Source organism: Alteromonas halophila (assembly GCF_014651815.1).
GTDB classification, from domain to species: Bacteria; Pseudomonadota; Gammaproteobacteria; order Enterobacterales; family Alteromonadaceae; genus Alteromonas; species Alteromonas halophila.
Map to the genome: position 1 here is coordinate 437,506 of NZ_BMXP01000002.1, position 25,977 is coordinate 463,482.

Below are 25,977 nucleotides of genomic sequence, written 5' to 3' on the forward strand. Positions count from 1 at the left end.
TCTGTCTGTTAATTATTATAAGTACAGTGCGAATCAGGGCGCGGCGCGGGCGTTTTATCGCGCAAGCGATTGACGACGCTTTACCGCACGGCGCACGTCTAGCCAGGGTTTCTTCGCATCTTTTGTGTAAGTGATACACTTGCGCATGGGTACATAAAAGGTAGCCATACTCAAAACTTAGGCTTTTGGATAATAGCAATTTATCAGGGAAATTGTTAAGTATGGAAAAAGTGGATAAATTTGTCGTCATTTCTGCTACCCCTGCCTTGTAACGACGCATGTCAGGATGTGCACAGTGACGACAGACTTGTGCATCTTCTCTGGTGTAGCGGCTATCATTAGTCGGCAGGCCTTGCTACGCTTATTCAACACTGATTAATCAGCAACAGGGATGATCCTGACCGCCCGCCTGATATCGTATTAAGGCGCGACTATTTACGGCGGGGTTCAACAATAAGGTAAGACTATGTCTACACAAAATGCGCTATTGACGATTCTGGTCGAAAAAATTAATAACGATACGCTGGTGTTGCCAACACTTCCGGCTATCGCACTTGAAGTACGCAAGGCGGCCGATGATCCGGACATTAACCTCAATCAGATGGGGTCAGTAATAGAAAAGGATCCTTCCCTTAGCGCGCGGATGATTAAAATTGCGAACAGCGCTTACATGGGCCGTTCTGTCAAGGTGAACTCGGTTAGTCAGGCGGTAACCCGTATCGGCTTGCGACAAATCAAGAGTATCGCAACTGCTCTGGCGATGGAGCAACTGTTTGTCTCGAAAAACGAGGTGGTGCGGCAGTACATGGAGCGTGAATGGACCAATACCGTGGCAGTGGTTGGGAACGCGATGTCAGCGCTGCAGCTTTTCACGCAGCGCACCCGTAATCGTGAGCTGAGTATGGACACCATGACGCTGGCTGCACTTATTCACAACATAGGTGTGTTGCCTATTCTGACAGAAGCGGAACGCCATGAAGAAGTCTTCGCTAATCCAACCTTCCTGGAAGTGGCGATAGAGAAGCTGGCGGGGCAAATTGGTGCCAGTATTATGCGCGAGTGGGGCTTCGGCACACAGTTCGCCGACATTGCCGAAAACTGGCGTGACTTAGCCGTGATCCCGGATAAGCTGTCCTACATTGATTTTGTCAGGGTTGGCGCCGCTCAGGCTGGCCAGCTGGAAAAACAAAAAGATGCCGTAATGAATCTGGCTGTTCAGCGAGGCGTAATTGAAGAGGTCAGCACACTAAGTTCTGATGAATTTAAAGCGCTGTCTGACTCAGCGAAACAAATCTTCAGTTAAATACAACATGGTCGGGCTACGCGCCCTTCAACGTATACTGAAGTGAAGTAGTAACCACTATGGGGCTGGCGGGAACATTGCCGTCACCCCATAAGAAGGCCTGCCTGTACAAGTCTTTCATTTCCGGCACATCCACTGTTGTATCACTTTTCTTGCATCCAATGTATTTCGTCAGTCGTTTGGCTGATAAGAGCTGACGCGGGCAGTAAAAGTCGTCCTCTTCACTTTTAGCTAAATGGAGATAGAAAATGAAGATACTTTCCAGCCAACGTAAGCCTGTGATGATGAGTGCAATTGCCGCGTCACTGGTATTAATACTTAGCGGTTGCAGTGGTGACGATGGCGATACCGGCCCTGCCGGTCCGGCAGGAGCCGACGGCGCTGACGGCGCCCCCGGCGATGAAGGTACACCTGGCTTTGCTGCCGGGCGGTTTCTGATTGCGAACAATGGCGATGACAATCGCGGCACCGTCGATCTGGTTGATCAGAATATCGCACCGCTGAATCGTGCCACCACGGGTGCTAATGAAGGTATTGCACTAAACAATGCTGGTGACTTATGGCAGGCCGGGGACGCGCAGCAGGGCATGCTGCGTACGATGTGCAGCTTTACCGATCGCACCGGTGGCATGTTCAGTGACAGCCGGGACAGGATGATTGCTGGGTCGCAGACCGGGTTAACTAACCCCAAGGGTATCGCAGTAGCGCAACAATCCGGGATGATCTTCGCGGCGGATTTTAATGGCATGCGGATCAGCGTATTTGGGAGTCAGGCAGCAGGTAATGTAGCGCCAGTGGCTGAGATTATGACCCCGGTTAAACCCTGGGATGTGGCGTACGATGAAAATGCCGACCGCCTGTTTGTGGCCCTGACAGATGGCTCAGTTGCGGTGTACGACGATGTTATGATGTCTGACTATGCACCCAGCGTTATGCGCCAGATTGTGCCTGCTGACAGTGACGGTAACCAGCTCTCGGTGAATATGCACGGTATTGTGTATGACGAGGACAGCGATCGTCTGGTGCTCTCTGATGTTGGCGATGCAGCCGTGGCCGATGACGGGCAGTTGTTTGTGATTAACAACGCCTCAATGGCGGATGGCAATGTCGAGCCGCACCGAACGATAGGCGGGCCTGATAGTATGTTAGGGAACCCGGTCGATATTATCCTTAGCGGCACGACGCTGCGTGTGGCAGAAAAGTCGAACGATGCCATCCTCACGTTCACCAACATCTTTAGTGGCGAAAGCGGCGATATGGCACCCGCTCTGTCGGTTGCCCAGTCCAAGCCAGAATCGCTGGCAGAGGTCATGGAGCATGAGCCGCGCAATGATATCTCTGATACGGCACTCACCAGCATGGTAGTGCAGGGCGTCAGTGTCAGCAGTAATCCGTCATCCGACGGCGCCACAACCGGCCAGATTGCTCAGTTTAGCTCTGTACTTAACAGTCAGTTGCACAGCTTCGATGCATCAATGAGTATAGAAAGCACGACTTATGACACGGCAGGGAATGGCTACACAACATTCGCTGACGCTGATAGCGGCAGCGGTGGCATACTTGTCCTGAACCGCGCGGCGTCAAACCGTACCGGCGGCATGTACTCGTCTTCACAGGATCGGATGATCATGGGCAGTAATACCGGACTGGTGACACCTAAGGGGCTGGATGTGGCCTCGGACAAAGGCCTGGTTTTTGTCGCAGAATTCAGTGCTGATGCCGCAGCCATTCAGGTCTTTTCGCGCTGTGCCAGCGGCAACGTCATGCCTGTGCTGACGATGACCATGTCGGGCGGTGCCCGGCCCTGGGATGTAGACTACGACGCCAGTACAGATCGCGCCTATGTAGCGCTCACTAATGGTACGGTGGCGGTGTTTGATGAAGTGACCCGTCGCATGCAAGGTGGTGAAAGTAGCATCACGGGTGAAGACCGGCTGATTACACCGGCAATGGCAGGCACAGCGATTGCTGCGCCCACCAATATTCACGGTATTGATTATGATGCGCAAAGCGATGCGCTGGTGATCACCGATGTTGGCAGCGCCAGTGTTGCTGACGATGGCAAGTTGTACGTCATACCGGGCGCCAGTATGGCGCAGGGGCTGACCGATATGACAGTCTCGGTGTCAGGCCCTGCGTCGATGCTGGGTAATCCGGTCGATGTAATGCTAAGCAATGGCCACGCTTATGTCGCAGAGAAGTCCAATAACATGGTCATGCGCTTTGACAATATACTGAACAGCGCTGGCGGTGATATTGCGCCAGGCTACTCGGTAAGCTACACCGCGCCAGAGTCGGTGGCTGTGCTTCCGGCATATTTCTGGTAACAGAGTAGTGCAGGGCGGCTGCGCCTTAGGCGCCCGCCCTGTTTTTATACCTGACTGACTTTTTTTCAATGGCGTAGGCAATAACGCCGAGTATCAGCCCCCATACCGGGCCTGACAGGCCTGCCACCGTAACACCTGAAGCACTGCACAGTAACGTAATCACAGCCGCTGTGCGGGCTGACTCGTCCTCCATCGCTTTTGCCAGTGCGCCGTAGAGTGTCGGTAACAGTGCCAGACCTGCCAGCAGGTGCACGATAACCGCCGGTAACGCCATGAATACGATGACCACCAGTGACGACAACAGGGCCATCAGCAAATAGCCGACACCTGCCACAATGGCTGCTTTATAGCGTTGTTGGGGATCGGGATCGGCGTCTTCGCCCATGCACAGGGCAGCGGTAATTGCCGCAAGGTTAAAGGTAAAGCCGCCAAAGGGCACCAGCAGCGCCTGGATGACCGACATACTGCGCAATACAGAACGGTGGTCGGGCTTATAATGATGCATAAGATGTATGGCAATACCAGGCAGGTTTTGCGACAACATCGTCACCAGAAACAAAGGCACGCCCAGTGATATTGCTGCAGCGACAGAAAATGTCGGTGACTGCCAGACCAGTTCGGGCCACTGCACGGTGACAGACTCAAGCGGGGCCATCAGGTAGCCGGTGATGACTGAGACCAGCAGCATCACCAGCATCAGATAGCGGGCAAAAAGCCGTCTGCCAGCGACATACAGCAGTACAAACGCGGCAACCAGCCACGGTGACTGGGTCAGGTCCTCAAACATATTGAGGCAAATAGGCACAAGGATCCCGGCCAGCAGCGCCGCACAGAGGTTGGCAGGGATCCGCTCTATCAGAACAAATAACTGACGGAAGCTAACACAAAGCAGTGTCAGGGCGGTGCTGACCAGACAGGCTCCGATCACCTCACTCAGACTAAAGCCCTGAACGCTACCGATGAGGAACGCCGCACCTGGGGTAGACCAGGCTGTGACAATTGGCATTTTACTGAACCAGGAGTAGGCAATGCAGGTTACCCCCATACCAATGCCCAGCGCCATCAGCCAGCTGATCACCTGACTGTCGTTGGCTCCTGCTGCCCGGGCGGCTTCGATGACCAGTACTACGGCCGAACTGTAGCCGACGATGACGGCGGTAAAACCGGCGGCAAGGTGTGACACGCTGACGACTTTCATGCAGGCTCCTTATTAAAAAATCAGGTACACTGGGCAGGCAAATTCACCAATGTGCGCTATAACGCACAGCGTGAACGTTGAACAGTAGCATTGTGCGTTATAACGCACAAGAGGAGAGTGATGGCAGTTCCACAGATAACTGAGCATATTGCGGCACATTTGCGCGCACAGCGTCAGGCCAGAGGCTGGTCGCTGGACACAATGGCCAGACAAAGTGGTGTCTCAAAAGCCATGTTAGGACAGATCGAGCGTCAGGAATCGAGCCCGACCATTGCCACGTTATGGAAAATAGCGGCAGGGCTGGAATGCTCATTTTCCTCGTTTCTGGCGGTGCCGCCCACGCAGGAACGACCCGATAACGAAGCCTTCGAGCATGATCCGAATATGCAGATTAAAACGCTGTTTGGCTTCTCGGCGACCACGCAGTTTGAAATGTTTGAAATTACCTTAAGCGAACACCACGAGCAACGCTCACCCCCACACCAGACTGGCGTGACCGAACATCTTTATGTGCTGCAAGGACAGCTGAGTGTGTTGTCAGACGGACAGTGGCAAGCCGTTTCGCAGGGCGCGTCATATTTACTTGCGGCTGACAGCGAGCACGGTTACCGGGATGACAGCGGACTGACCCGGTTTATCAGTGTTATCCACTATCCATTGCCGGATTTTCCTTAAAAGCTGCAGCAGCCGACTGCCAGGCTGCTGCATCAAACGGCCTTAGATCCCGTCGGAGTCCAGGTTAAGCGCCTGTTTAAGGTAGTTGAGCAATTCACAGATTTCCGCAGACATTAGCGCAAACTCCGCATCCAGACGGGCTTCGACCTGATCTTTGGGAATATCGTCGGTTTCTTCCTTGATGCGGTCGCTGAACTTAAGCCGCTTCACCGCGCCGTCTTCTGTCATTACCGCATTGAGTGACTCCGCGTACTCAAATGCGACCTTTTGGATAAGTTTGCCACTGTCTAAGTGAATGCGTATTTCATCGCTGTCGAGCGGTACGTTCTTACAACGGATCACACTTTGTGTATCGTCCGTAGACTTAAGTTCGGCCTCTTCCAGCAACGTGATTTGCTCTGGTGGCGCATCGGTCAGCCAGTGCGTCAGCTCACTTTGCAGACTGCTGCGACTCAGAGGTACCACTGGCAGCGAGCCAAGTGCTTTTCGTAGCAGCGCTAAAAACGCCTCTGCCGTGCCATCGGCGCTGGCGTCAATGACCACCAGGTTATCACCCAGCGAGATAAAGCCATGGGTAAAGGAGTTTTTGGTAAACGCCTGGGGCAGCAACCGGGTCTGGATTTCCTGCTTAAGGTCACTGCGCGCCTTTTTGCCAACCGGCGAGCCAGTTTCCATTTCGATCTGTGCCACTTTTTCATCCAGCTCGGCATTTACCACGGCCGCAGGGAGAATTTTTTCCTGCTTTTTAACCGTAAACCAATACCGTTGCTGGACCTTGTGGAACATAGCATTGCCACCCCGCGCCTGAGAGAACGGCGAGGCAAAGCCCATGGTGGCCAGATCCTGACTGCCACAGGGACGAAAAGCATGCTCGTTCAGTAACCGGGTCAGATCCTCGTCATCCAGCGACAGGGGTTGGGTTAATTGATAAGGTTTTACGTTTTTAAACCACATGTGAAACGCATCTTACGTGAAAAAAGGGGCGGCAAGCGTACCAATCGCGTAGCGCCCGCGCAATGCTAATCTGGTCTCCGGTTGTACGCCCCGGACGCGGCGTTACGCACTCGTATCCCGTTTGGGAAAGCGAATGGTATAGGTGAGTCCCTGACCCGGCTGGCTGGCGGCTTCAATACGTCCGGCCAGTGTCTGGGTCACCAGGTTATACATGATGTGTGTGCCCAGGCCGCTGCCGCCCTGACCGCGACGGGTAGTAAAGAAGGCATCAAAAACCCGGGAAAGATGGTCTTCACTCATGCCTTTTCCGTCATCTTGGTAGACAATCTGAATATCGTCCGCCTCTTCTGTTACTGTCAGTGAGATATGCCCTTCATCATCGTCATCAAAGGCATGGACCACCGAATTCATGATCATGTTAGTGACAATTTGCGCGATGACACCCGGCGCGCAACGTATTTCAAGCGTGGCCGGGCAATCGATGACGATTTCGTGCTGACAGTGTTTGAAGCTTGGCTGCAACGATTGCAGCACTTCATGGAGGTAATCATTGAGATTAAAAACCCGTTCAGCTTCGCTGGTCTGGTCCACAGCGACCTGTTTAAAGCTGGCAATGAGTTCTGAGGCCCGGTTGAGGTTGGTCATCAGCAAGAGCGCGGTCTGCTCGGCCTCTTCAAAAAAGGTTGCCATAGATTTATTGGTGAGGGCTTTGTTCTCATAATCTGTGTGCAGGTTCTGAAGACGTTCCTGCAGAAAGCTCGCTGCGGTCACGCCTACACCTAGCGGTGTATTTACATCGTGGGCAATACCGGCCACCAGGCCACCTAAAGATGCCATGCGCTCTGAGTCGAGCAACTGGTCTTTGGCCAGTTGCAGCGTTTCCATCGAACTGGCGAGTTCGGCGTTGCGCTTTCTCAGCTCGTTTTCAATGTACTGGCGATTCTCGTTCTCCTGACGCAGCTCGCGCTGATTAGCAATCAGTTCATCTTTCTGCTGTTCCAGGTCGAGCATAATTTGCGAGAGGGACGCGGTTTTCTTTGCCACCTCCTGCTCAAGGATGAGGTTCTGGTCGTCCAGCTTTTTGTTGGCAAACTTCAGTTCTTCCTGGGTGCCGTGCAGCTTCTTCTGAGAGGCAATTAAATCATCAATAACCTGGTTATAGGACTCCTTAAGCTGCTGTAATTCATTGTCATCTTCCAGTTGTACCCGAACTCGCCCTTCTTGGGGATGCTCAGGATTAAACATGCTCATCTGATCGGTGATTTCCGCCAGCGGCACTGACAACATATTGCGAAACGCCGTCATAAACAAAAAAACCAGAAACGCAGTTTTGACGATGGCGTTGCCTACCAGAAAGAATATGCCAACTTCAATGCGGCTGAAAATAGTATCAAAACTGGAATAAAGGGTGACATCACCCACGGTTGACTCACGTCCGGAGAACTCAAACACCAGTGGAAAGCTGAAGCTGAACACGCCGCCGGCATGATCGCGCAAGACATCTTCTTCAATCGGCTCACGGGACAAGGCAATGGTTAACCCGTATTCGGCAATATAATCGCCATTTTCATCACGAACCTGAACGCCCTCAACAATAGGCAATTCCATCAGGCCTTCGGCAATGGAACGTGCCTGAGGGTGGTTGAGTTCCCAGATCGCGCGGGTCAGGCTGGTGGAAAACGTATTGTTGAGGGTTTTTAGCTCATCTTCGACATGATCTTTGGTGCTTAAGTATTCCGTGAATATCTGGCCGACAGTCACAATCAGCGTCAGGACAAAGTAGACCGACAAAACACGCGTCAGCAGCTTTCTCGACAATCCAGTTTTTACGGCCGTCATCTACCCAATCACCTGTAACACGTCACTAATATTCGAATTATTCAGAGTGCATCGCCAAAATAGTTGTGCAGGTATACAGGCCCGGCACAGAGTCTGATTACACCCCGCTAGCCTCAGAATATGCGTAAAGTGTTGAAGAAACAAGCATCCGTGCTGAAAGTTTCGTTTACAGATATACTCACCTCTCTTGACATATTAATGTCATGCATTTAATAAAACTGTCACAGACCCATTTAATAATAACGGCGTTTTTGTGATGAGCAGGAAAATTGGAATGTCTCGAACAGTATTGGTTGTTGAGGATGAAGCGCCTATTCGTGAAATGCTGAAGTTTGTGCTTGAGCAGTCCGGTTTTAATACGGTGGAAGCGGAAGATTTCGATATTGCACAGGATAAAATTTGTGAACCTTACCCCGACCTGATTCTTCTGGACTGGATGCTGCCGGGAGGCAGTGGTGTGCAACTGGCGAAGACGCTCAAGCAACATGAGTTTACCCGTGACATTCCGGTCATCATGCTGACCGCCCGCGGTGAGGAAGAAGACAAAATCCGCGGCCTGGATGCCGGGGCAGATGACTATGTCACCAAGCCGTTCTCGCCCAAGGAACTGATTGCCCGCATTAAAGCCGTGATGCGGCGGGTCACGCCGACCTCTAATGAAGTGCCCATTGAGTTCAATGGCCTTAAACTTGAGCCTATTTCTCACCGCGTCATTGCCAATGATGAGCCGCTGGATATGGGGCCGACAGAATTTAAATTACTGCATTTCTTCATGACTCACCCTGAGCGGGTATACAGCCGCGAGCTGTTACTCGATAACGTGTGGGGAACCAATGTCTACGTTGAGGACCGCACCGTCGATGTGCATATACGACGGCTGCGCAAAGCGGTGTCAAAACACGGACATGATGCTATGATCCAGACTGTCCGTGGAGCAGGCTACCGTTTTTCCACCAAAATCTAGGTCATCTGACGCCGCAGTAACGCTCTTGTTGCTGCCTTACTGTCAGGGAGATTTCCCACAAGCACAGGTCTAATTTGTATGTACTATCCGTTCTCATGGTTGAGAAGCTCGATCCGATTAGCAATCTATTTGCTCATCTTCGCGCTCATCGGATGGTACCTTAATGACCTGCTGATGACCGTCGCCATCGGTGCCACTGTGCTGTTGCTGTTCAATTACTGGCAATTGTATAAGCTAAACCGCTGGCTGTGGCACAGCCGTAAAATGTCGCCACCGTCAGTACGCGGTGTCTGGGAGCATATCTACGAAGGGGTGTACTACCTGCAGCGGCGTAACCGCAACAAACGCAAAGAACTGGGCGCGCTGGTCAAACGCTTTCGTGAAGGCTCGGAGGCGCTCCCTGACGCTGCGGTGGTGGTCGATGCCAAGGCATGTATTATCTGGTGTAACCGCCTGGCCAGACTGGACCTGGGCCTTAAATGGCCACAGGACGCTGGACGGCGCATCGACAACTTGCTGCGTCATCCCGACTTTATTGACTATTTTCATGCCGGTGACTTCCACTATCCCATTGAAGTGCCATCGCCGAATAATCGCAATAAAACCTTTGAATACCGGATCATGCCCTATGGCGAAGAGCATCTTCTGCTCATAGCCCGCGACGTTACCCGTGTATCGCAGCTCGAGGAAATGCGAAAAGACTTTGTTGCCAATGTGTCGCATGAACTGCGCACGCCGCTGACCGTTATTAACGGGTACCTGGAAATCATGCCGCCCGGCGATGCCGACAATCCCTTTGTGCAAAAAGCCATGACCGAAATGACCGCGCAGACGCAGCGCATGCAGAACCTGATTGAAGATTTGCTGGTTCTGTCGCGTATCGAGGCCAGCTCAGAACGGATTTACGAATATGTGCTGAATATGCCCGCCGTGCTGGAGCAAATTGAGCGTGAAGCGCAGGCGCTGAATAAAGAGAAGCAGCACCAGATCCGTCTTGAGGTGGATACTTCACTGAAGGTGTTCGGTGTGGAAACAGAAATACGCAGCGCCTGCTCAAACCTGGTGTTCAATGCGGTGCATTACACGCCTGCAAATGGCGAGATCGTGGTGCGCTGGCAGCGAACTGAACAAGGCGCGCGTTTCTCGGTGACTGATAATGGCGACGGTATCCCGCAAAACCACTTAAGCCGGCTAACCGAGCGGTTTTACCGGGTCGACAAAGCCCGCTCCCGAAAAACCGGCGGATCCGGCCTTGGCTTATCCATTGTGAAACATGTACTGAGCCATCATAATTCACAGCTGGAAATTACCAGTACTGTCGGCGAAGGCAGTGAGTTTTTCTTTGTACTGGACAACGAACTGATAGCGGAGCAGAAACGATGATCAACAGCGACAGGCGTGCGCCGTGGCGCTGCCGCATAGCGCGATGTATCAGACTGGTCCTGCTAGTATCCTGTGGAGCGATGCTGACAGCCACTGCCAGCCAGCTGCTTGCCGCAGAAGTACCGGATTACAAGCGTCAACCGGGCGTTGCCGGTAAAATCACCTCGGTTGGCTCTGATACAATGGCCAACCTGATGACGTTCTGGTCGCAGGAGTTTAAGCAACTCTACCCACAGGTAAAATTTCAGATCCAGGCCTCAGGTTCATCCACGGCGCCCCCGGCATTGGTCGAAGGGACAGCGACACTCGGCCCCATGAGCCGTGAGCTTAAACCCAGTGAAATTCGTGATTTTGTCAAAAAGCATGGCTATCCACCGCTGGTCCTGCGGGTTGCTATGGATGCGATTGCCATCTTTGTAGAACGGCAAAACCCGCTGCCGGGCATGACATTGCAGGAAGTCGATGCGACGTTTTCGACGACCCGCTACTGCGGCGGGGGCGAGCCGGTGACACAGTGGCAGCAACTGGGTATTGCCGACCCCGATTATCCGTCGCCCATTCGCCTGTTTGGCCGTAACTCTGTGTCGGGTACCTATGGACTGTTTAAAATTATGGCCCTGTGTGAAGGGGACTTTCGTAACGCGGTGAATGAACAACCTGGCTCTGCGTCGGTGGTATTGTCGGTGGCCTCCAGTAAAGGCGCGATGGGTTATGCGGCATATGGCTATAAAACCGCCGGGGTGCGGGCGCTGCCACTCGGTGAAACCCGCGATACATTGATTCCGCTGACCATGGACACTGTGCGTGATGAATCCTATCCGTTTTCACGGTTTTTGTATCTGGTCATCAATAAAAAGCCAGGCGAGCCTTTGCCCACGCTTGAGCGCGAGTTTTTGCGTTTCGTGTTGTCAAAACAAGGTCAGCAACAGGTGCGCCGGGACGGGTATTTTCCGGTTCGCGAGGATGTGCTGTTGCGTCAGCGCAGGTTGTTAGACAATTAGAAGGCACAGTGATGGACGCCCTCAACACGAAGTGGAAAAACTGGGTATTGCAAAGCCTGCTGGCCGGTCAGCCTGCCAACACGATTGCCGCTACGCTTAACGACAACGGCTTCAGCCCGGCAGTAATTACACGTCTGCTGGGCGCAAACCTGAAGCAACCTGTCAGCTACCGCTGTCCGTCAGCGCGCTATCAGCAGCTAATGAACCCTGCTTTTTTGCGCGACGGCTGTGACTACCAGGTACGCGCACTGTGCGACAGCAATGACTTACAACTGTATGCTATCGATGATTTTATGAGTCCGTCCCAGTGTCAGGAAATTGTGGCGCTGGCCAGAGACAAGCTTAAGCCTTCCGAAATTGCAGGGGCTGCCTCAGCAACGGGGATCCGCACCTCAACCACCTGTGATCTGGCATTTCTTGATGATCCCAGTGTTGCCGCACTCAATGACCGTATTGTGGCGACACTGAAACTTGGGGTCGGAGAAAGCGAGGTGATCCAGGCGCAACACTATGCGCCGGGGGAGTACTACAAACCTCACTATGATTTTTTTCCGCCCGGCTCAGCACAGTTCAGAGAGCACTGTCGTAACCGCGGGCAGCGAACTTGGACCTGCATGATCTACCTGAATGATAACTTCTCCGGCGGTCACACAACGTTCACAAAACTGGGTATGTCGGTGCAGCCAAAACAGGGAATGGCGCTGCTCTGGAATAACCTTACGTCTACCGGCGAGCCCAATGTCAGTAGTATCCACTATGCGCAACCTGTTGAAAATGGAGAAAAAATGGTGGTTACCAAATGGTTCAGAGATGTCGGCTGAGCCTGTCAAACCGCGCTTTATGAATTTTTTTTGAAACCCCGCCGCCCTGTAACAATAGTGTCACTCTAGTCCTTTACCCTTCTCAGCGTTCATATAAAAGCAATTGAAAACAGACTGGAGAAATTGATGGAATTTCGTAACGTTTTCAAGGTAAGTGCTATCACGACTGCACTTATCCTTGCCGGCTGCGGCGGTGATATTAATATTAATGAAGGTGATGAGGTTGTACAGCCGCCAACAACGCCCACCACACCAACGACGCCGACGACACCCACTACACCGGACGTTGATACACCGGCATCTCTGGGTCTGGCAACGGACGTGTCCAGCGAATTTCCAGCAATCACGGATAAACCTGTTTACCGGTTGGATGCGGATCTTACCATTACCCAGGATATGACCCTGACCAGCAATGCGCACTGGATTGTTAAAGGGCGGACAGCGGTTGGTAATGACAACGAGGACGCAGCAACACTGACCATTGAAGCCGGCACTACCATTATTGGTGAAGAAGGCGATGATTTTCTGGTAGTACGCCGTGGCTCACAAATTGATGCCTCAGGCAGCGCGTCTGCACCGATTACCCTGACCTCGATTCAGGATGTAACCGGTGAAGAAACCTCTATCGGTCAGTGGGGTGGCCTGGTGCTGCTAGGTAACGCACCCACCAACCTGTGTAACACCGGTGACGATGCGGCAACCTCAGAAGAAGAGCTGACCAACTGCGGAGTGTCAGCCGAGGGCGATGCCGGTCTGTATGGCGGCAACAACCCAGAAGATAATTCAGGTACCCTGGAATACGTGGTGGTAAAACACGCTGGTCGTGCACTGGCTTCAGGGGATGAACTTAACGGTATTTCTTTCGCCGGTATTGGTTCAGGTACCACAGTGAATCACATTCAGGTTCACCAGAACCTGGACGACGGTATTGAGTTTTTCGGTGGCACCGTGGATGTTAGCCATGTCGTGCTGACCGATATTGGTGATGACTCTCTGGACTGGTCATTTGGCTGGACCGGCAGCGCCACCAATGTGTATATCCAGCAAAGCAGCGCCGGTGGCGACAATGCGATTGAAGCGGATAACAATGAAGATAACCCAGCCTGGACCCCGCTGACCAAGCCAACGATTTCTAACGTAACGATTGTCAGTGCCGATGGCACCAATGGTGTGCGTCTGCGTAACGGCACTGCCGGTAACCTGTCGAATGTGCTGGTGACGGGTTCTGCAACTGCGCAGAACTGCCTGCGGGTTAATGGCGACGAAGCTATTGCCAATGCAGAATCTGGCGAGCTGACTATTACCGACTCTGTCGTTGCGTGCGCCACGCCCGCAAACAACTTTGGCGATGATATGATTGGTGGCGAGAGCACCCGCGCCTGGTTTGAAGGCCAGACTGGCAACAGCGTACTGACACCGTCTGATCTGATGCTGGAAGACAATGGCTACTTCCCAATGGCGGATTCGCCACTGGTACTGGGCGGCGGCGATTACATCGGTGCCTTTAACCCTAACCAGCCAAACTGGACGGACGGCTGGACAGTGGCTGTCAACGGTGGCTTCCCGAATGATATTCAGAATGCCTTCCAGCAAGGGCTGGCTACGGATGTCTCCGCCGACTTCCCTGAGCTGACTGACAAGCCGGTTTATGAAATTGCACAAGACACCACCTTCACCAGTGATGTGACGCTGACTAATGACGCGCACTGGCTGATTAAAGGCCGCACTGCAGTTGGTAACGATAATGAGAACAGTGCATCACTGTTTATTGAACAGGGCACTACCGTCTTTGGTGAACAAGGCGATGACTTCCTGGTTGTGCGCCGTGGTTCACAAATTGAAGCCGTGGGTACAGCCGGCGCGCCAATTACCTTTACCTCGGTACAGGATGTGACCGGCCAGGAGACCTCGATTGGTCAGTGGGGCGGTCTGGTACTGATGGGTAACGCACCGACTAACCTGTGTAATACTGGTGATGATGGCGAAACTTCCGAAGACGAACTGCTTAACTGCGGTGTTTCTGCAGAAGGCGATGCAGGCCTGTATGGTGGTAATGATCCTGAAGACTACTCAGGAACACTGCGCTACGTGGTTGTTAAGCACGCCGGGCGCGCACTGACAGCAGGCGACGAGCTAAACGGTATTTCTTTTGCCGGTATCGGCTCGCGCACCAAAGTAGAATATATTCAGGTGCACCAGAACCTTGATGACGGTATTGAGTTCTTTGGCGGTACGGTAAGCGTCCGTAACGTGGTTCTTACCGACATTGGAGATGACTCACTGGACTGGTCATTTGGCTGGACGGGTAACGCTCAGAATGTCTACATCCAGCAAAGTGCGGCCGGTGGTGACAACGCCATTGAAGCGGATAACAACGAAGACAATCCAGCCTGGACGCCACTGACCAAACCCACCATCTCAAACGTGACCATTGTGGGGGCCGAAGGCACTAACGGTGTGCGTCTGCGTAATGGTACTGCCGGTCTGGTCCGTAACCTGGTAGCAACGGGTGGCGAAGGCTATTCAAACTGCCTGCGGGTGAACGGTAACGAGTCTATTGCTAACGCCGAATCCGGTGAACTGAGCGTTGAAAACTCAGTGGTAGCCTGTGAACCAGACAATAACTTTGGCAGCGACACCATTGGCGGCGGCTCAACTGAAGCCTGGTTTACCGCGCAGACAGACAACAGTGTGCTTACGCAAAGTGAACTGGCGCTGTCGACCGATGGGTATACACCGCGCTCTGGTTCACCATTGCTGGGTAACGGCGTAGATATGTCAGAAGATAACCGCTTCTTCACACCAACCGATTATATCGGCGCGTTTGACGGTGATACTAACTGGATGGAAGGCTGGACTGTTGCAGTAAGCGATCCAATCCCGGCTGATGTAACCAATGCCTTCGAGCAGAACCTGGCGACAGACGTATCCGGCAGCTTCCCGGATATTACCGACAAGCCGGTTTATCAGGTTGATGCGGATATCGTCTTTACTGACGATGTGGCTTTCACCAACGACGCGCACTGGCTGATTAAAGGCCGCACCGCGGTCGGTGAAGACAATACCAACAGCGCGACTCTGTATGTTCAGCGTGGCACCACGGTATTCGGCGAAGAAGGCGATGACTTCCTGGTGGTGCGTCGTGGCTCTCAAATTGAAGCCAGCGGCACGGCAACGCTGCCAATTACCTTCACCTCCGTGCAGGACGTAACCGGTCAGGAAACCTCGATTGGTCAGTGGGGTGGTCTGGTACTGCTGGGTAACGCGCCAACCAACCTGTGTAACACCGGTGATGACGGCTCGACATCTGAGTCTGAGTTGGCTAACTGCGGTGTGTCAGCAGAAGGGGATGCGGGTCTGTATGGCGGCAATCAGCCAGATGACAGCTCTGGTACGCTGCGCTACGTTATCGTTAAACACGCAGGCCGCGCACTGGCTGCCGGTGATGAGCTGAACGGTATTTCGTTCGCCGGTGTCGGCAGCGGTACTGAGGTCGATTACATTCAGGTGCACGAAAACCTGGATGATGGTGTCGAGTTCTTTGGTGGCACAGTGAGCGTCAGCCACATTGTACTTACCGACATCGGTGATGATTCACTGGACTGGTCATTTGGCTGGACCGGCAATGCACAGTACGTAGTTATCCGGCAGGGTAGCGCCGGTGGTGACAACGCCATCGAGGCGGACAACAACGAAGACAACCCGGCCTGGACACCACTGACCAAGCCCACCGTGTCGAACGTGACTATTATCGGTGCGGATGGTACCAACGGTGTACGTCTTCGCAACGGCACGGCCGGTATCATTAAAAACCTGGTGGTGACCGGGCCTGCTGACTACGCCAACTGCCTACGGGTAAACGGGGCTGAGTCTATTGCCAATGCCGAGTCGGGCGAACTGAGTGTCACCCACTCAACGGTTGCCTGCGCGACGGATAACAACTTTGGCACAGACACCATTGATGGTGGCACTACCGAAGCCTGGTTCACCGCACAGGACGGCAATACTGTCAGCGCGGCATCCAATGTCGGCCTGAACGGCTATATGCCGGCAACCGGCTCTGCACTGCTGGGCTCAGGCTTTGACGCATCCTCTCTGTCGCCGTTCTTTGACAGCACGGATTACAAAGGTGCATTTAGTGCAGAAACTGACTGGACATTAGGTTGGGTAACTGTCGGTCTGAACGACTAATCGCGCTTCACGAAACAAAAAGCTAAGGCGCCGGGCGTCTTGGCTTTTTCTTGTGAATGAACCGACGATGACAGTTGCATAGGAGTTTGTGAAATGAACATCAAAGAAAAGTCTGTGCTGAAATTTGGTCGCCTGTCACTGGCCATTGCAACAGTACTTGGCACCGGCTTTATCAGTAGCCCTGCGTTCTCACAGCAGAGCGGGGACGAAGAAGAAGTAATTGACGAAGTCGTTGCCACGGCTACCCGTCTTAAAGGCACTGCAACCGCAGTCATGCAAGAGCGGCAGAATCAGGCTTTTGTTGCCGATATTCTCGGCGCCGAGCAAATTGCGCGTACCGGTGATAGTGATGCGGCCTCCGCGTTGCGTCGAGTGACGGGGCTGACGCTGGTAGACGGCAAGTTTATCTATGTGCGTGGTTTAGGTGAGCGTTACTCCAGTACTCAGTTAAATGGCATGAATGTACCCAGTCCCGATCCCACCCGCTCGGTGGTACCGTTGGATTTATTCCCGTCAAGTATCATTGAAAGCCTGAATGTGCAGAAGTCGTACTCGCCTAATATGCCGGGGCATTTTGGTGGAGGTAACGTCAACATTCGCACTAAGTCTATCCCTTCTGAGTTTGTGTTCGACATTCGCGGCGGGCTTGGCTGGAACACCGAAAACAGTAACGACGGCATGTTTTACTCGGGTGGTGATGATGACTGGACCGGACGTGATGACGGTACCCGGGCGCTGCCAGGGCTGATTGCATCAGGCCTGACCGAACAGGGCTCTGCCGGGTTTGAAGGGGACCGTTCGAGCACCCTGGCGGATACCCAGCAAAAGCTCTCGGCTTTCAACTGGAATATTGGCCCTGACGAAAAGTCAGTCGACCCCGACTTCAGCCTGGGTGCGACGCTGGGTAACAATTTCGAATTCGATAACGACAGCGTACTGGGCTTTTTGGCCACCGTGGCCTACAGCAATCAGTGGCGCGTGACTGACGAGCAACTGGGTAACGATATTGGTGGCGGTCAGGAAAATCCGCGCTTTACCAAGTACCGTGACATGGTGTCGACGGAGCAGAATGTCACCTGGAGCGGCATGTTCAACGTCGGATACGAGTACAACAGTAACCACAAAGTTGAACTGGTTAACATGATGCTGCATGACATGCGCGATCGCCTGCGTGACGGTTACTATTTTGATGATAGCGAAACGGTGACGGGGCGCGAAGAATTCCGCCGCATGGACATTATTTTTGAAGAGCGGGAAATGGTGTCGAGCCAGTTAAAAGGCACGCACAACTTCCTTAACTTTATGAATGGCATGTACCTGGACTGGTATGTGGGAACCGCACGTGCCTCGCGTGATGCACCGGATATTCTCGAGGCTACCTTCCAGCAGCTGTACGACGCTGACGGCAACCTCACCGTGGAGCGACTGGACAGCACGCCGGGCACTAACCTTAACCGCCAGTTCCAGAGCCTGGAAGATAACTCGGATACCTACGGGTTTAACGTTATTTTCCCGTTCTACGGCGACGGCTACGATATTGAAGTGAAAGCCGGGACTGACTATTACGAGAAAACCCGTGATGGCGAAAATATTGATCTGATGATCCGCAACTTTGGCATCAGCGATGAGTTCAAGGCAGGCTCACGTCTGGACAGCATTTTTACTGCAGATAACATCAATAACCCTGACTTTTATACCAGTACAACCGGTCGCAACCTGTTTCAGGATAATACCGGTGAAGGGGACAAGTACTCGGCGGTCAGCAAGCTGACGGCGGCCTATCTGATGGCCGATGCGTTTTTTGATAATACCTGGCGGGTGTCAGGCGGTCTGCGCTGGGAAGAGTTCCAGCAGGTTTCCATTCCGTTTATCGAGCACTCGAATAAGTTTGCGCTGGACACCGACGAGCTGACCTCCGCAATCTATAATAAAGATGACATTCTGCCGTCACTGGCACTGACTTATATTCAGAGTGACGAAATGCAGTATCGTCTGAATATCAGTCAGACGCTTATCCGTCCGGACCTGCGTGACATCAGTACCACCTTCTTTATCGATCCGCTGACTGAGTTTCTGGTACGTGGTTCACCAACGCTGGTGGAATCTGAGCTGACCAATGTGGATTTCCGCTGGGAATGGTACATGTCTCAGGGCAACAACCTGTCTGTGGCGGTATTCTACAAAGACATGGAAAACCCCATTGAGATGGTGCAGTTCGACGGTGGTGAAGGTGTGCCTCAGCTACTTACCGCCAACGCTGAGACCGGTGAGCTGTATGGGGTTGAGATGGAGTTTCTGCATGATCTGGCGTTTGTCGGTGACAATTTCAGTAACTTCTTTGTCTCCGGTAACCTCACGCTGTCAGACTCCAATGTGAAAATTGGCAGCGATGATCAGCAGTCACTGTTCTCCCAGCAGGCCCGTGCAGCGTATGGCGGTACGGTAACCGCCACCATTACCAACGATGAGCGCCGCCTGGTCGGTCACTCTGAGTGGGTTGCGAATATCCAGCTGGGCTGGGATTCGGCGAACGGTGAGCATTCTGCCTCGCTGGTATATAACGCCTTCGGCGAACGGATCATTGCACCTGGCGTACGTGGTTTTGAGGACGGTATCGAAAACCCGTTCCATTCCATCGATGCGGTGTATACCTACTACCCGGACTTCAATACCACCATCAAATTCAAGGCGCAGAACCTCTTAGGGGAAGACAAGGAAATTGAGCAGGAAGGACTGCTGTTACGCAAAGAGACCGTGGGCACCAGCCTCAGCGTGTCATATACGTATACGTTCTAGGCTAAACCCTGTGAGTCATTACAAAGCCCGGCAATTGCCGGGCTTTGTTGTTTAAAGATATCACTTTAGTAAACCGGACAGATGAAATGTGACACTCAGGGGCATTCTATGACAGTCACGTAATAAAACTGTCACAGAAAAACCCTATCCTACGCGCAGAATTTAAACGTCGGGACACCCGATTTCTTTTCACCAAAAAGGTTTGAATGTATGAAGCTTTTTAATTCGCTGCTAATTGCCGGGGCGCTGTTTGCCACACCGGTATTGGCACAAGATGACGACCTGAAGCCTGTTGTCGACGAGGCGGCTAAGATCAATGAATCTGCGGCCGAGTCTCAGGAAAAAATCAACGACATCAATGACCAGATTGATAATAAACTTCAGCAGTTCAAAACGTTGATGAAAGAAATTGATGGTCTGGAAGTTTATAACGCGCAGCTGCGCAAGCAGATCAACAACCAAAAACAGGAAATGGCAGACCTGAATGCCTCTATTGACGAAGTGTCGGTCGTCGAGCGTCAGATCACGCCGCTGATGATCCGCATGATTGACGGGCTGGAACAGTTTGTCGAACTGGATGTGCCGTTTTTGCCAGAAGAGCGTGCTAACCGTATCGCTGACTTGCGCAGCATGATGGACCGCGCTGACGTAGCAGCATCTGAGAAGTTCCGCCGCGTGATGGAGGCCTATCAGGTAGAGATGGACTATGGCCGTACCATGGAAGCTTACAGCGGCCTGCATGAGGTTGATGGCCAGGAGCGTGAAGTGGAGTTTTTGCGTTTAGGTCGTACCGCGCTGATTTATCAGACCCGTGATGCCAGTGAACAGGGCGTATGGAACAAGCAAACCCGTCAGTGGGAAGAGCTGGACAGTAGCTACCGTACAGAAATTACCAAAGGCCTGCGCATGGCCAAAAAGCAGAAAGCACCTGACATGCTAATGCTGCCAGTGGCAATTACAGACTAAGAGGTTGAGTAGAATGTTGAACTTGATGAATCGCATCGCAGTCGGTCTGGCCGCTCTTAGCATCAGCGCCGGCGCTGCAGCACAAAATGACCGCGCCATGGATCTGGACGCGTTGCTGAAACAGCTTGAAGAAGGGCAGTTTAAGCAAACTGAACAAAACAAAGCGCGTGAGCGTGAGTTTATGCAAAAGCGTGCCGAGCAGGATCGCATGCTTGAGGAAACCCGTGAGCGCCGTGACGCGCTGCTGCAAGCCTCTGAACGCCTTGAAACTCAGTTTGAAGAAAACGACTTTAAACTGGCCGATTTGCAGGGTGCCCTGGATGAGCGCTTAGGCTCGCTCAAAGAACTGTTTGGTGTGCTGCAACAGGTAGCAGGCGACACCAAAAACAAATTCTATAACTCAATGATTTCGGCGCAGTACACGGGTCGTTCGGAATTCTTAGATGGCATGGCGCAGGAAATGGGCTCAAGCTCAAAACTGGCCTCTATCGAAGAAATCGAGCGGGTCTGGTATGAAATGCAGCGCGAAATGACCGAGTCAGGCAAAGTGACCAAGTTTAACACTGACGTGGTCGAAGCCGGCGGTGAGAAGGTGAACAAAGAAGTCGTGCGTGTCGGCCCCTTCGCGCTGGTCTCTGACGGCAAGTACCTGGAGTACAACGGCGTGACCGAGACGGTATCGGAACTGGTGCGTCAGCCTGCGGACCGTTATATGGATTCGGCAGAAAACCTGCAGCAGTCAAGCGGCGAACTGGTGGAATTCGGTATTGACCCTACCGGCGGTTCTATTCTGGGTCTGCTGGTACAAGCGCCTACATTGCAGGAACGTGTTGAGCAGGGTGGCCCTGTGGGTTACATCATTCTGGTGGTCGGCGCGTTCGGCTTGTTGCTGGCACTGGAACGTCTGATTTCACTGACCATTATTAAGACTAAGGTCAACAAACAGCTGAAACGCAAAGAGATTAAAACCAATAATCCGCTGGGCCGGGTGCTGAAGGTGCGTGACGATCATCCGAATGCGGATACCGAAGCGCTGGAGCTGCACCTGACCGAAGCGATTCTGGGTGAAGTACCTAAGCTTAGCCGTAACCTGACCATCATTAAAATCATCTCGGTGGTTGCACCGCTGATGGGTCTGTTAGGTACCGTAACCGGTATGATCAATACCTTCCAGGCGATTACCCTGTTTGGTACCGGTGACCCGAAACTGATGGCCGGCGGCATTTCAACCGCGCTGGTCACCACGGTACTGGGTCTGGTGGTCGCCATTCCGATGACCTTGCTGTACGCGATGCTGAACACGCGCAGCAAGAACATTGTTTACATCCTGCAGGAACAGGCGTCCGGCGTTATTGCAGAGCGCGCTGAGCGGGGCTGATTATGATCGAGTTTCTGGAAGCAATTCGCGATTTCACAGAAGCAGGTGGCCAGGTTCTCCTGGTCATCGGCCTGCTGATCTTCGTTATGTGGCTTTTGATCCTCGAGCGTGCAATGTATCTGCTGGTTTGGCACAAGCAAGCCAAGAAAGACGCCATCAAGCGCTGGAAAGCGCGCGATGACCGTTCTTCCTGGCATGCCGCGCAAATTCGGCAGAAAATGATTTCACAACTCACCATTAAGCTTAACGGCAGTATCCCTATCATTCAGGCGCTGGTAGCGCTGTGTCCGCTACTCGGACTGATGGGGACCGTAACCGGCATGATTGAGGTTTTCGATGTTATGGCCATCTCCGGTTCGGGCAACGCACGCTCTATGGCGGGCGGTGTCTCGAAAGCCACGATTCCGACAATGGCGGGCATGGTGGGGGCGCTGTCCGGCGTATTTGCCGCGACCTGGCTGACCCGTATGGTGAAATCTGAACGCACGCATCTTGAGGATGCATTAATTGTTAAACGTTAATGCGTGTGCATTAAGGTAAGGTAAAGATTATGAAGCAGCACTTTCAAAACCTGGTCGATGAAGAAGAAGCGAACATCGACATGACCCCCATGCTGGACGTGGTATTTATCATGTTGATCTTCTTCATTGTGACCGCCTCGTTTGTGAAAGAGGCCGGCATTGATGTAAACCGTCCGGAGGCCTCGACGGCGACCAAGAAGGACCGCGCCAATATTCTGGTCGCAATCTCTGATGATGGTGAAATCTGGATCAATAAGCGTCGTGTGGATGTGCGCGCTGTGCAGGCTAACATCGAACGGTTACATGCGGAGAACCCGCAGGGTACGGTGGTGATCCAAGCCGACAAAGAGTCGAAAACCGACACGCTTATTAAAGTCATGGACGCATCCCGTGCCGCCGGTGTGTACGATGTGTCGATAGCAGCACAAGAGCAATAGGTTATGCCACGATTTATCATCGCTTTTGTCGTCTCCCTGGCGATCACGCTGGGGTTGTTCTTTCTGATGCAGTCGCTGATCAAGATGGGCGGTAGCGCTCTGACTGAGCCGCCGCAGGGCAGTGTGCTGGATTTTGTGCGGGTTAAGCAGGAGGAGCAGGTCGAGAAAAAAGATCGTAAGCCTAAGAAGCCGCCCAAGCCGAAAGAGCCGCCCCCGCAGATGTCGCAGCCGCAGATGGAGTCTGACAATCCCAATGCCGAAGGCTCGAGCATGGATTTCAGCGCCGATGCAGCCGGTGATGTATCACTGGAAGGCGGTATGGCGCTGGATTCCGGCGACGGTGAGTACCTGCCCATTGTGCGCGTTGCACCGGCTTATCCCCGTCGTGCCCAGCAGCGCGGCATTGAAGGCTTCGTGATTGTGGAATTCACCGTGACCAAGCAGGGCACCGTGCGTGACCCGGTGGTGGTAGAAGCCAATCCGCAGGGTATTTTTGAACAGGCGGCCATTGATGCAGTGCTGAAGTTTAAATACAAGGCGCGTGTGGTAAATGGTGAGCCCACCGAAGTATCGGGCGTGCAAAACCGCATTTCCTTCGAGATTGACGGGTAACTGATATGAGACTGAAAAACGCCAACTCATTACTCACCGCACTGACGCTGTGGCTGTCTCTGACAGTTGTGGCGCTGCCTGCGCTGTTCATGTCAGGCCAGGTAGCGGCGCAGGAAAGTAGTGCCAGCGACAAGAAAACCCGCAAGGTTCCCACGCTGCGCTCGAAAGTGTACGAGCAGTTGTCGCGCGCACAAAATGCTGCCGATGAACAGGGCGATACTGCTAAAGCCATTGAAATCCTTAAAGAAGTGGAAAGTAAAAAGGACTCAATGAACAGTTATGAACGGGCCATGATGTACAATTTCTACGGCTTCATTTATTACAATGACGAGCAGTACGAAAATGCCATCGCCGCGTTTGAATCGGTGGTCGAGCAACAGCCTATTCCGGTGAAGTTTGAAATGACCACGCTGTTCTCACTGGCGCAAATTCATCTTCAACAGGGCAACTATGCCGACACCATCGCCTTCATCAAGCGCTGGGAAGAGCTGAATTCAGGCGAAACGCCGGTAAAAGCCAAGGTCTTAAAGGCGCAGGCGTATTACCAGAATAAGCAGTATGACGAAGCGCAGGTGCAGATCACTTCTGCCATTGAGGATCACGAAGCCGAGGGCATGCTGCCTAACGAAGGCTGGCTAATATTACAGCGCGCGGTGTATTACGAGCTGAAACAGCCTGAAAAGGTCAAGGATGTGCTGATTAAGATGGTTAAGCTGTTCGACGAGCCTAAGTACTGGATCCAGCTGGCTGGCATGTACGGTGAACTGGGTGAAGAGCGCAAGCAACTGGCTATGATGGAAACCGCTTATCAGCGTGGCTTTATTGACAGCGCTGGCGATATCTTCAACCTGGCGCAGCTTTACTATTATCACCGTGCCCCTTACAAAGGTGCGCTGCTGATGCAGCAAGCCATGGAAGAGGGGGTTCTGGAGGAGAACCTGCGTAACCTGAAGTTTTTAGGGCAAAGCTGGTCGCTGGCCAAGGAGCAGGACAAAGCCATCCCGGTGATGATGCAGGCCGCAGAGCTGTCGGATGACGGACAGCTGGATGCACAGGTGGCGCAAATTCTGTTAAACGAGCAGCGCTGGGACGAGGCCATTGCGGCTGCTGACCGTGCCATTGAAAAAGGCGGGCTACGCAGCCCAGGTATGGCCCACTTGATCAAAGGCATGGCGCTATACAATACCGGGCAGTATGCGGTGGCACTAAATCAGCTTGCCGAAGCCGAAAAGCATCAGCGCAGTCGCGCCATGGCGCAGCAGTGGAAACAGTTTGTGCAGAACGAAAAGAACTCTGCCGAGCAACTGGACGCGTCGTTAAACGCGGGCTAGGTATCATTACCGCTGCGCACGGTCTATCAGGATTAACATACAACGCCTCCGGTTATGGGGGCGTTTTTTTACCCAGCCGTTACGGCGTTCGTATACTTTTGCTAAGTGAGGTACGGCAATAACACAGCCCCCGTCAGGCTCGATTGTTTCATGCTGCCGGGTTACGTATACTGGCCCCTCATTTCATCAGATACGGAAATCCCATGAAGCGTTACAGTCTTCTTTTTGTCGTCGCCAGCCTTCCGGCATTTTCGGCCCTGTCAGCCCCTACCTTTTCTGACGTTTACCGTGACTTTAAGTCAGCGGTAAGCAGTAATCAGCCCGAAAAAGCGGTTAACCTGTCAGAGCAGGTACTCACGCTTGGTAAAGACAAATTCGGTGAGCAAAGCAGCGAGTTTGCGATGCTGACCCTGTCCCATGGCAATATGTTATTGATGAACGAGCGTTTTGATGCGGCGTTTGAGTATTATGAGCAGACCGAGGCGCTGTATGAGGCGCGATTCGATGATGACTCGGTCGAATACGCGGGTATGCTGGTCACCATACTGGAAAATCTGCAAAATTATCAGCTGGATTTGTCGACATCGCAAAAAGTGCATCAGACGGCCTTACTAAAGGAACTGCTGATGGAATTGTCCGATGACGATAAAGCAAGCAAAGATTTTGCCGGACTTTATCACCGCGCTGCGCTGGTAGCGGTAGCAAAAGGGCAGATCCCTGTTATGCGCGGCACCTTACGACAGTTTGTCGATAATGCGCTTACCGCCGTGGTTGCTGCCTACGGTGAGGATGATCTACGGACCACTGAAACCCGGTATGTGGCGGCCATGGCATACCACTCAGCCAACAGGCGTGACAAGGCCATCGCGTCTTACGAGCAGGTCATTGCCTGGATTGACGAACAAACTGACTTCTCTCATCCTTATGTGCTGTCGTCACACGCTAAACTGGTAGAGCTGTATGAACAGCAGGGCGAGTCAGATCGGGCAACCGAGCACTGTATTGCGATTGGCAGCATGCAGCCCTGGGATCCTGATCAGGAGGCGCAGCCACTGTACCGCCAGGATCCCAAATTCCCTGCTGGCGTGCGTAACCAGCTACGTGAAGGATCTGCCGAACTGTCGTTTGACATCGATCCTCAGGGCTTTGTCACCAACATTGAAGTGGTCGATGTGGAAGGCGGCAACCGGTTTGGTTATTCCGCCAAAAAGGCCCTGGCTAAATAGCGTTATGCCCCGAAGTTTGAAGACGGCGAGCCGGTACTGGCCAAAGGGAATAAG

At 52.9% G+C, this 25,977-nt stretch carries 19 protein-coding genes; 16 read left to right on the top strand and 3 right to left on the bottom strand.

What is annotated here, in order from left to right; translation table 11 throughout:
- The first annotated feature begins 466 nt into the window (after nt 1–466).
- Both IE054_RS06005 and IE054_RS06010 read left to right on the top strand, forming a co-directional pair.
- Nucleotides 467–1,303 carry an HDOD domain-containing protein gene (locus tag IE054_RS06005; protein ID WP_189404330.1) on the top strand — a complete coding sequence of 279 codons (837 nt, stop codon included), beginning with the start codon at nt 467–469 and terminating at the stop codon, nt 1,301–1,303.
- A gap of 248 nt (nt 1,304–1,551) precedes the next feature.
- Nucleotides 1,552–3,630: a collagen-like triple helix repeat-containing protein gene (locus IE054_RS06010; RefSeq protein WP_189404332.1), complete on the top strand. Its 2,079-nt coding sequence runs from the start codon at nt 1,552–1,554 to the stop codon at nt 3,628–3,630.
- Nucleotides 3,631–3,655: 25 nt separating this feature from the next.
- Here the strand turns inward: IE054_RS06010 and IE054_RS06015 are convergent, their stop codons facing one another.
- Nucleotides 3,656–4,828, bottom strand: a complete 1,173-nt coding sequence (locus IE054_RS06015; protein WP_189404334.1) for a benzoate/H(+) symporter BenE family transporter — start codon at nt 4,826–4,828, stop codon at nt 3,656–3,658.
- Nucleotides 4,829–4,948: 120 nt separating this feature from the next.
- On the opposite strand from IE054_RS06015, the gene IE054_RS06020 reads away from it, so the two are divergent.
- Entirely contained in the window at nt 4,949–5,503 is a 555-nt protein-coding gene (locus tag IE054_RS06020; RefSeq protein WP_189404336.1) for a helix-turn-helix domain-containing protein, read from the top strand.
- A 42-nt stretch (nt 5,504–5,545) separates the two neighbouring features.
- Here the strand turns inward: IE054_RS06020 and rdgC are convergent, their stop codons facing one another.
- Nucleotides 5,546–6,457 (bottom strand): recombination-associated protein RdgC, encoded by a 912-nt coding sequence (gene rdgC / locus IE054_RS06025; protein ID WP_189404338.1) that lies wholly within the window; start codon nt 6,455–6,457, stop codon nt 5,546–5,548.
- Between the two features lie 102 nt (nt 6,458–6,559).
- Nucleotides 6,560–8,296, bottom strand: coding sequence for a sensor histidine kinase (locus IE054_RS06030; RefSeq protein WP_189404340.1), 1,737 nt, complete (start codon nt 8,294–8,296; stop codon nt 6,560–6,562).
- A gap of 274 nt (nt 8,297–8,570) precedes the next feature.
- Here IE054_RS06030 and phoB point away from each other — a divergent pair, with 274 nt between their 5' ends.
- From phoB to IE054_RS06095, 13 genes are all read left to right on the top strand, one after another.
- Nucleotides 8,571–9,260 (top strand): phosphate regulon transcriptional regulator PhoB, encoded by a 690-nt coding sequence (gene phoB / locus IE054_RS06035; RefSeq protein WP_189404342.1) that lies wholly within the window; start codon nt 8,571–8,573, stop codon nt 9,258–9,260.
- A 78-nt stretch (nt 9,261–9,338) separates the two neighbouring features.
- Nucleotides 9,339–10,643: a phosphate regulon sensor histidine kinase PhoR gene (gene phoR / locus IE054_RS06040; RefSeq protein WP_189404344.1), complete on the top strand. Its 1,305-nt coding sequence runs from the start codon at nt 9,339–9,341 to the stop codon at nt 10,641–10,643.
- A gap of 80 nt (nt 10,644–10,723) precedes the next feature.
- The gene (locus IE054_RS06045) at nt 10,724–11,644 is read left to right on the top strand and encodes a PstS family phosphate ABC transporter substrate-binding protein (RefSeq protein WP_229805019.1); all 921 of its coding nucleotides are present in this window, start codon (nt 10,724–10,726) and stop codon (nt 11,642–11,644) included.
- Between the two features lie 11 nt (nt 11,645–11,655).
- Complete coding sequence (locus IE054_RS06050) at nt 11,656–12,465, top strand: prolyl hydroxylase family protein (protein ID WP_189404348.1); 810 nt, start codon at nt 11,656–11,658, stop codon at nt 12,463–12,465.
- Nucleotides 12,466–12,591: 126 nt separating this feature from the next.
- Entirely contained in the window at nt 12,592–16,656 is a 4,065-nt protein-coding gene (locus IE054_RS06055) for a beta-helix domain-containing protein (protein WP_189404350.1), read from the top strand.
- 93 nt (nt 16,657–16,749) lie between these two features.
- Entirely contained in the window at nt 16,750–19,452 is a 2,703-nt protein-coding gene (locus IE054_RS06060) for a TonB-dependent receptor domain-containing protein (RefSeq protein ID WP_189404352.1), read from the top strand.
- Between the two features lie 210 nt (nt 19,453–19,662).
- Complete coding sequence (locus tag IE054_RS06065; RefSeq protein ID WP_189404354.1) at nt 19,663–20,418, top strand: DUF3450 domain-containing protein; 756 nt, start codon at nt 19,663–19,665, stop codon at nt 20,416–20,418.
- A gap of 13 nt (nt 20,419–20,431) precedes the next feature.
- Nucleotides 20,432–21,796 (top strand): MotA/TolQ/ExbB proton channel family protein, encoded by a 1,365-nt coding sequence (locus tag IE054_RS06070; protein ID WP_189404356.1) that lies wholly within the window; start codon nt 20,432–20,434, stop codon nt 21,794–21,796.
- A 2-nt stretch (nt 21,797–21,798) separates the two neighbouring features.
- Entirely contained in the window at nt 21,799–22,317 is a 519-nt protein-coding gene (locus IE054_RS06075; protein ID WP_189404358.1) for a MotA/TolQ/ExbB proton channel family protein, read from the top strand.
- A gap of 29 nt (nt 22,318–22,346) precedes the next feature.
- Nucleotides 22,347–22,754, top strand: a complete 408-nt coding sequence (locus IE054_RS06080) for an ExbD/TolR family protein (protein ID WP_189404360.1) — start codon at nt 22,347–22,349, stop codon at nt 22,752–22,754.
- A gap of 3 nt (nt 22,755–22,757) precedes the next feature.
- Nucleotides 22,758–23,366: an energy transducer TonB gene (locus IE054_RS06085; protein ID WP_189404362.1), complete on the top strand. Its 609-nt coding sequence runs from the start codon at nt 22,758–22,760 to the stop codon at nt 23,364–23,366.
- 5 nt (nt 23,367–23,371) lie between these two features.
- Nucleotides 23,372–24,697, top strand: coding sequence for a tetratricopeptide repeat protein (locus IE054_RS06090; RefSeq protein WP_189404364.1), 1,326 nt, complete (start codon nt 23,372–23,374; stop codon nt 24,695–24,697).
- A gap of 203 nt (nt 24,698–24,900) precedes the next feature.
- Nucleotides 24,901–25,923: an energy transducer TonB gene (locus IE054_RS06095; protein WP_189404366.1), complete on the top strand. Its 1,023-nt coding sequence runs from the start codon at nt 24,901–24,903 to the stop codon at nt 25,921–25,923.
- Nucleotides 25,924–25,977 lie beyond the last annotated feature (54 nt).

What these genes read in the sequence shown, in the direction of transcription:
- IE054_RS06005 (WP_189404330.1), top strand. Translation starts at nt 467, where the DNA reads ATGTCTACACAAAATGCGCTATTGACGATTCTGGTCGAAAAAATTAAT.
- IE054_RS06010 (WP_189404332.1), top strand. Translation starts at nt 1,552, where the DNA reads ATGAAGATACTTTCCAGCCAACGTAAGCCTGTGATGATGAGTGCAATT.
- IE054_RS06015 (WP_189404334.1), bottom strand. Translation starts at nt 4,828, where the DNA reads ATGAAAGTCGTCAGCGTGTCACACCTTGCCGCCGGTTTTACCGCCGTC.
- IE054_RS06020 (WP_189404336.1), top strand. Translation starts at nt 4,949, where the DNA reads ATGGCAGTTCCACAGATAACTGAGCATATTGCGGCACATTTGCGCGCA.
- rdgC (WP_189404338.1), bottom strand. Translation starts at nt 6,457, where the DNA reads ATGTGGTTTAAAAACGTAAAACCTTATCAATTAACCCAACCCCTGTCG.
- IE054_RS06030 (WP_189404340.1), bottom strand. Translation starts at nt 8,296, where the DNA reads ATGACGGCCGTAAAAACTGGATTGTCGAGAAAGCTGCTGACGCGTGTT.
- phoB (WP_189404342.1), top strand. Translation starts at nt 8,571, where the DNA reads ATGTCTCGAACAGTATTGGTTGTTGAGGATGAAGCGCCTATTCGTGAA.
- phoR (WP_189404344.1), top strand. Translation starts at nt 9,339, where the DNA reads ATGTACTATCCGTTCTCATGGTTGAGAAGCTCGATCCGATTAGCAATC.
- IE054_RS06045 (WP_229805019.1), top strand. Translation starts at nt 10,724, where the DNA reads ATGCTGACAGCCACTGCCAGCCAGCTGCTTGCCGCAGAAGTACCGGAT.
- IE054_RS06050 (WP_189404348.1), top strand. Translation starts at nt 11,656, where the DNA reads ATGGACGCCCTCAACACGAAGTGGAAAAACTGGGTATTGCAAAGCCTG.
- IE054_RS06055 (WP_189404350.1), top strand. Translation starts at nt 12,592, where the DNA reads ATGGAATTTCGTAACGTTTTCAAGGTAAGTGCTATCACGACTGCACTT.
- IE054_RS06060 (WP_189404352.1), top strand. Translation starts at nt 16,750, where the DNA reads ATGAACATCAAAGAAAAGTCTGTGCTGAAATTTGGTCGCCTGTCACTG.
- IE054_RS06065 (WP_189404354.1), top strand. Translation starts at nt 19,663, where the DNA reads ATGAAGCTTTTTAATTCGCTGCTAATTGCCGGGGCGCTGTTTGCCACA.
- IE054_RS06070 (WP_189404356.1), top strand. Translation starts at nt 20,432, where the DNA reads ATGTTGAACTTGATGAATCGCATCGCAGTCGGTCTGGCCGCTCTTAGC.
- IE054_RS06075 (WP_189404358.1), top strand. Translation starts at nt 21,799, where the DNA reads ATGATCGAGTTTCTGGAAGCAATTCGCGATTTCACAGAAGCAGGTGGC.
- IE054_RS06080 (WP_189404360.1), top strand. Translation starts at nt 22,347, where the DNA reads ATGAAGCAGCACTTTCAAAACCTGGTCGATGAAGAAGAAGCGAACATC.
- IE054_RS06085 (WP_189404362.1), top strand. Translation starts at nt 22,758, where the DNA reads ATGCCACGATTTATCATCGCTTTTGTCGTCTCCCTGGCGATCACGCTG.
- IE054_RS06090 (WP_189404364.1), top strand. Translation starts at nt 23,372, where the DNA reads ATGAGACTGAAAAACGCCAACTCATTACTCACCGCACTGACGCTGTGG.
- IE054_RS06095 (WP_189404366.1), top strand. Translation starts at nt 24,901, where the DNA reads ATGAAGCGTTACAGTCTTCTTTTTGTCGTCGCCAGCCTTCCGGCATTT.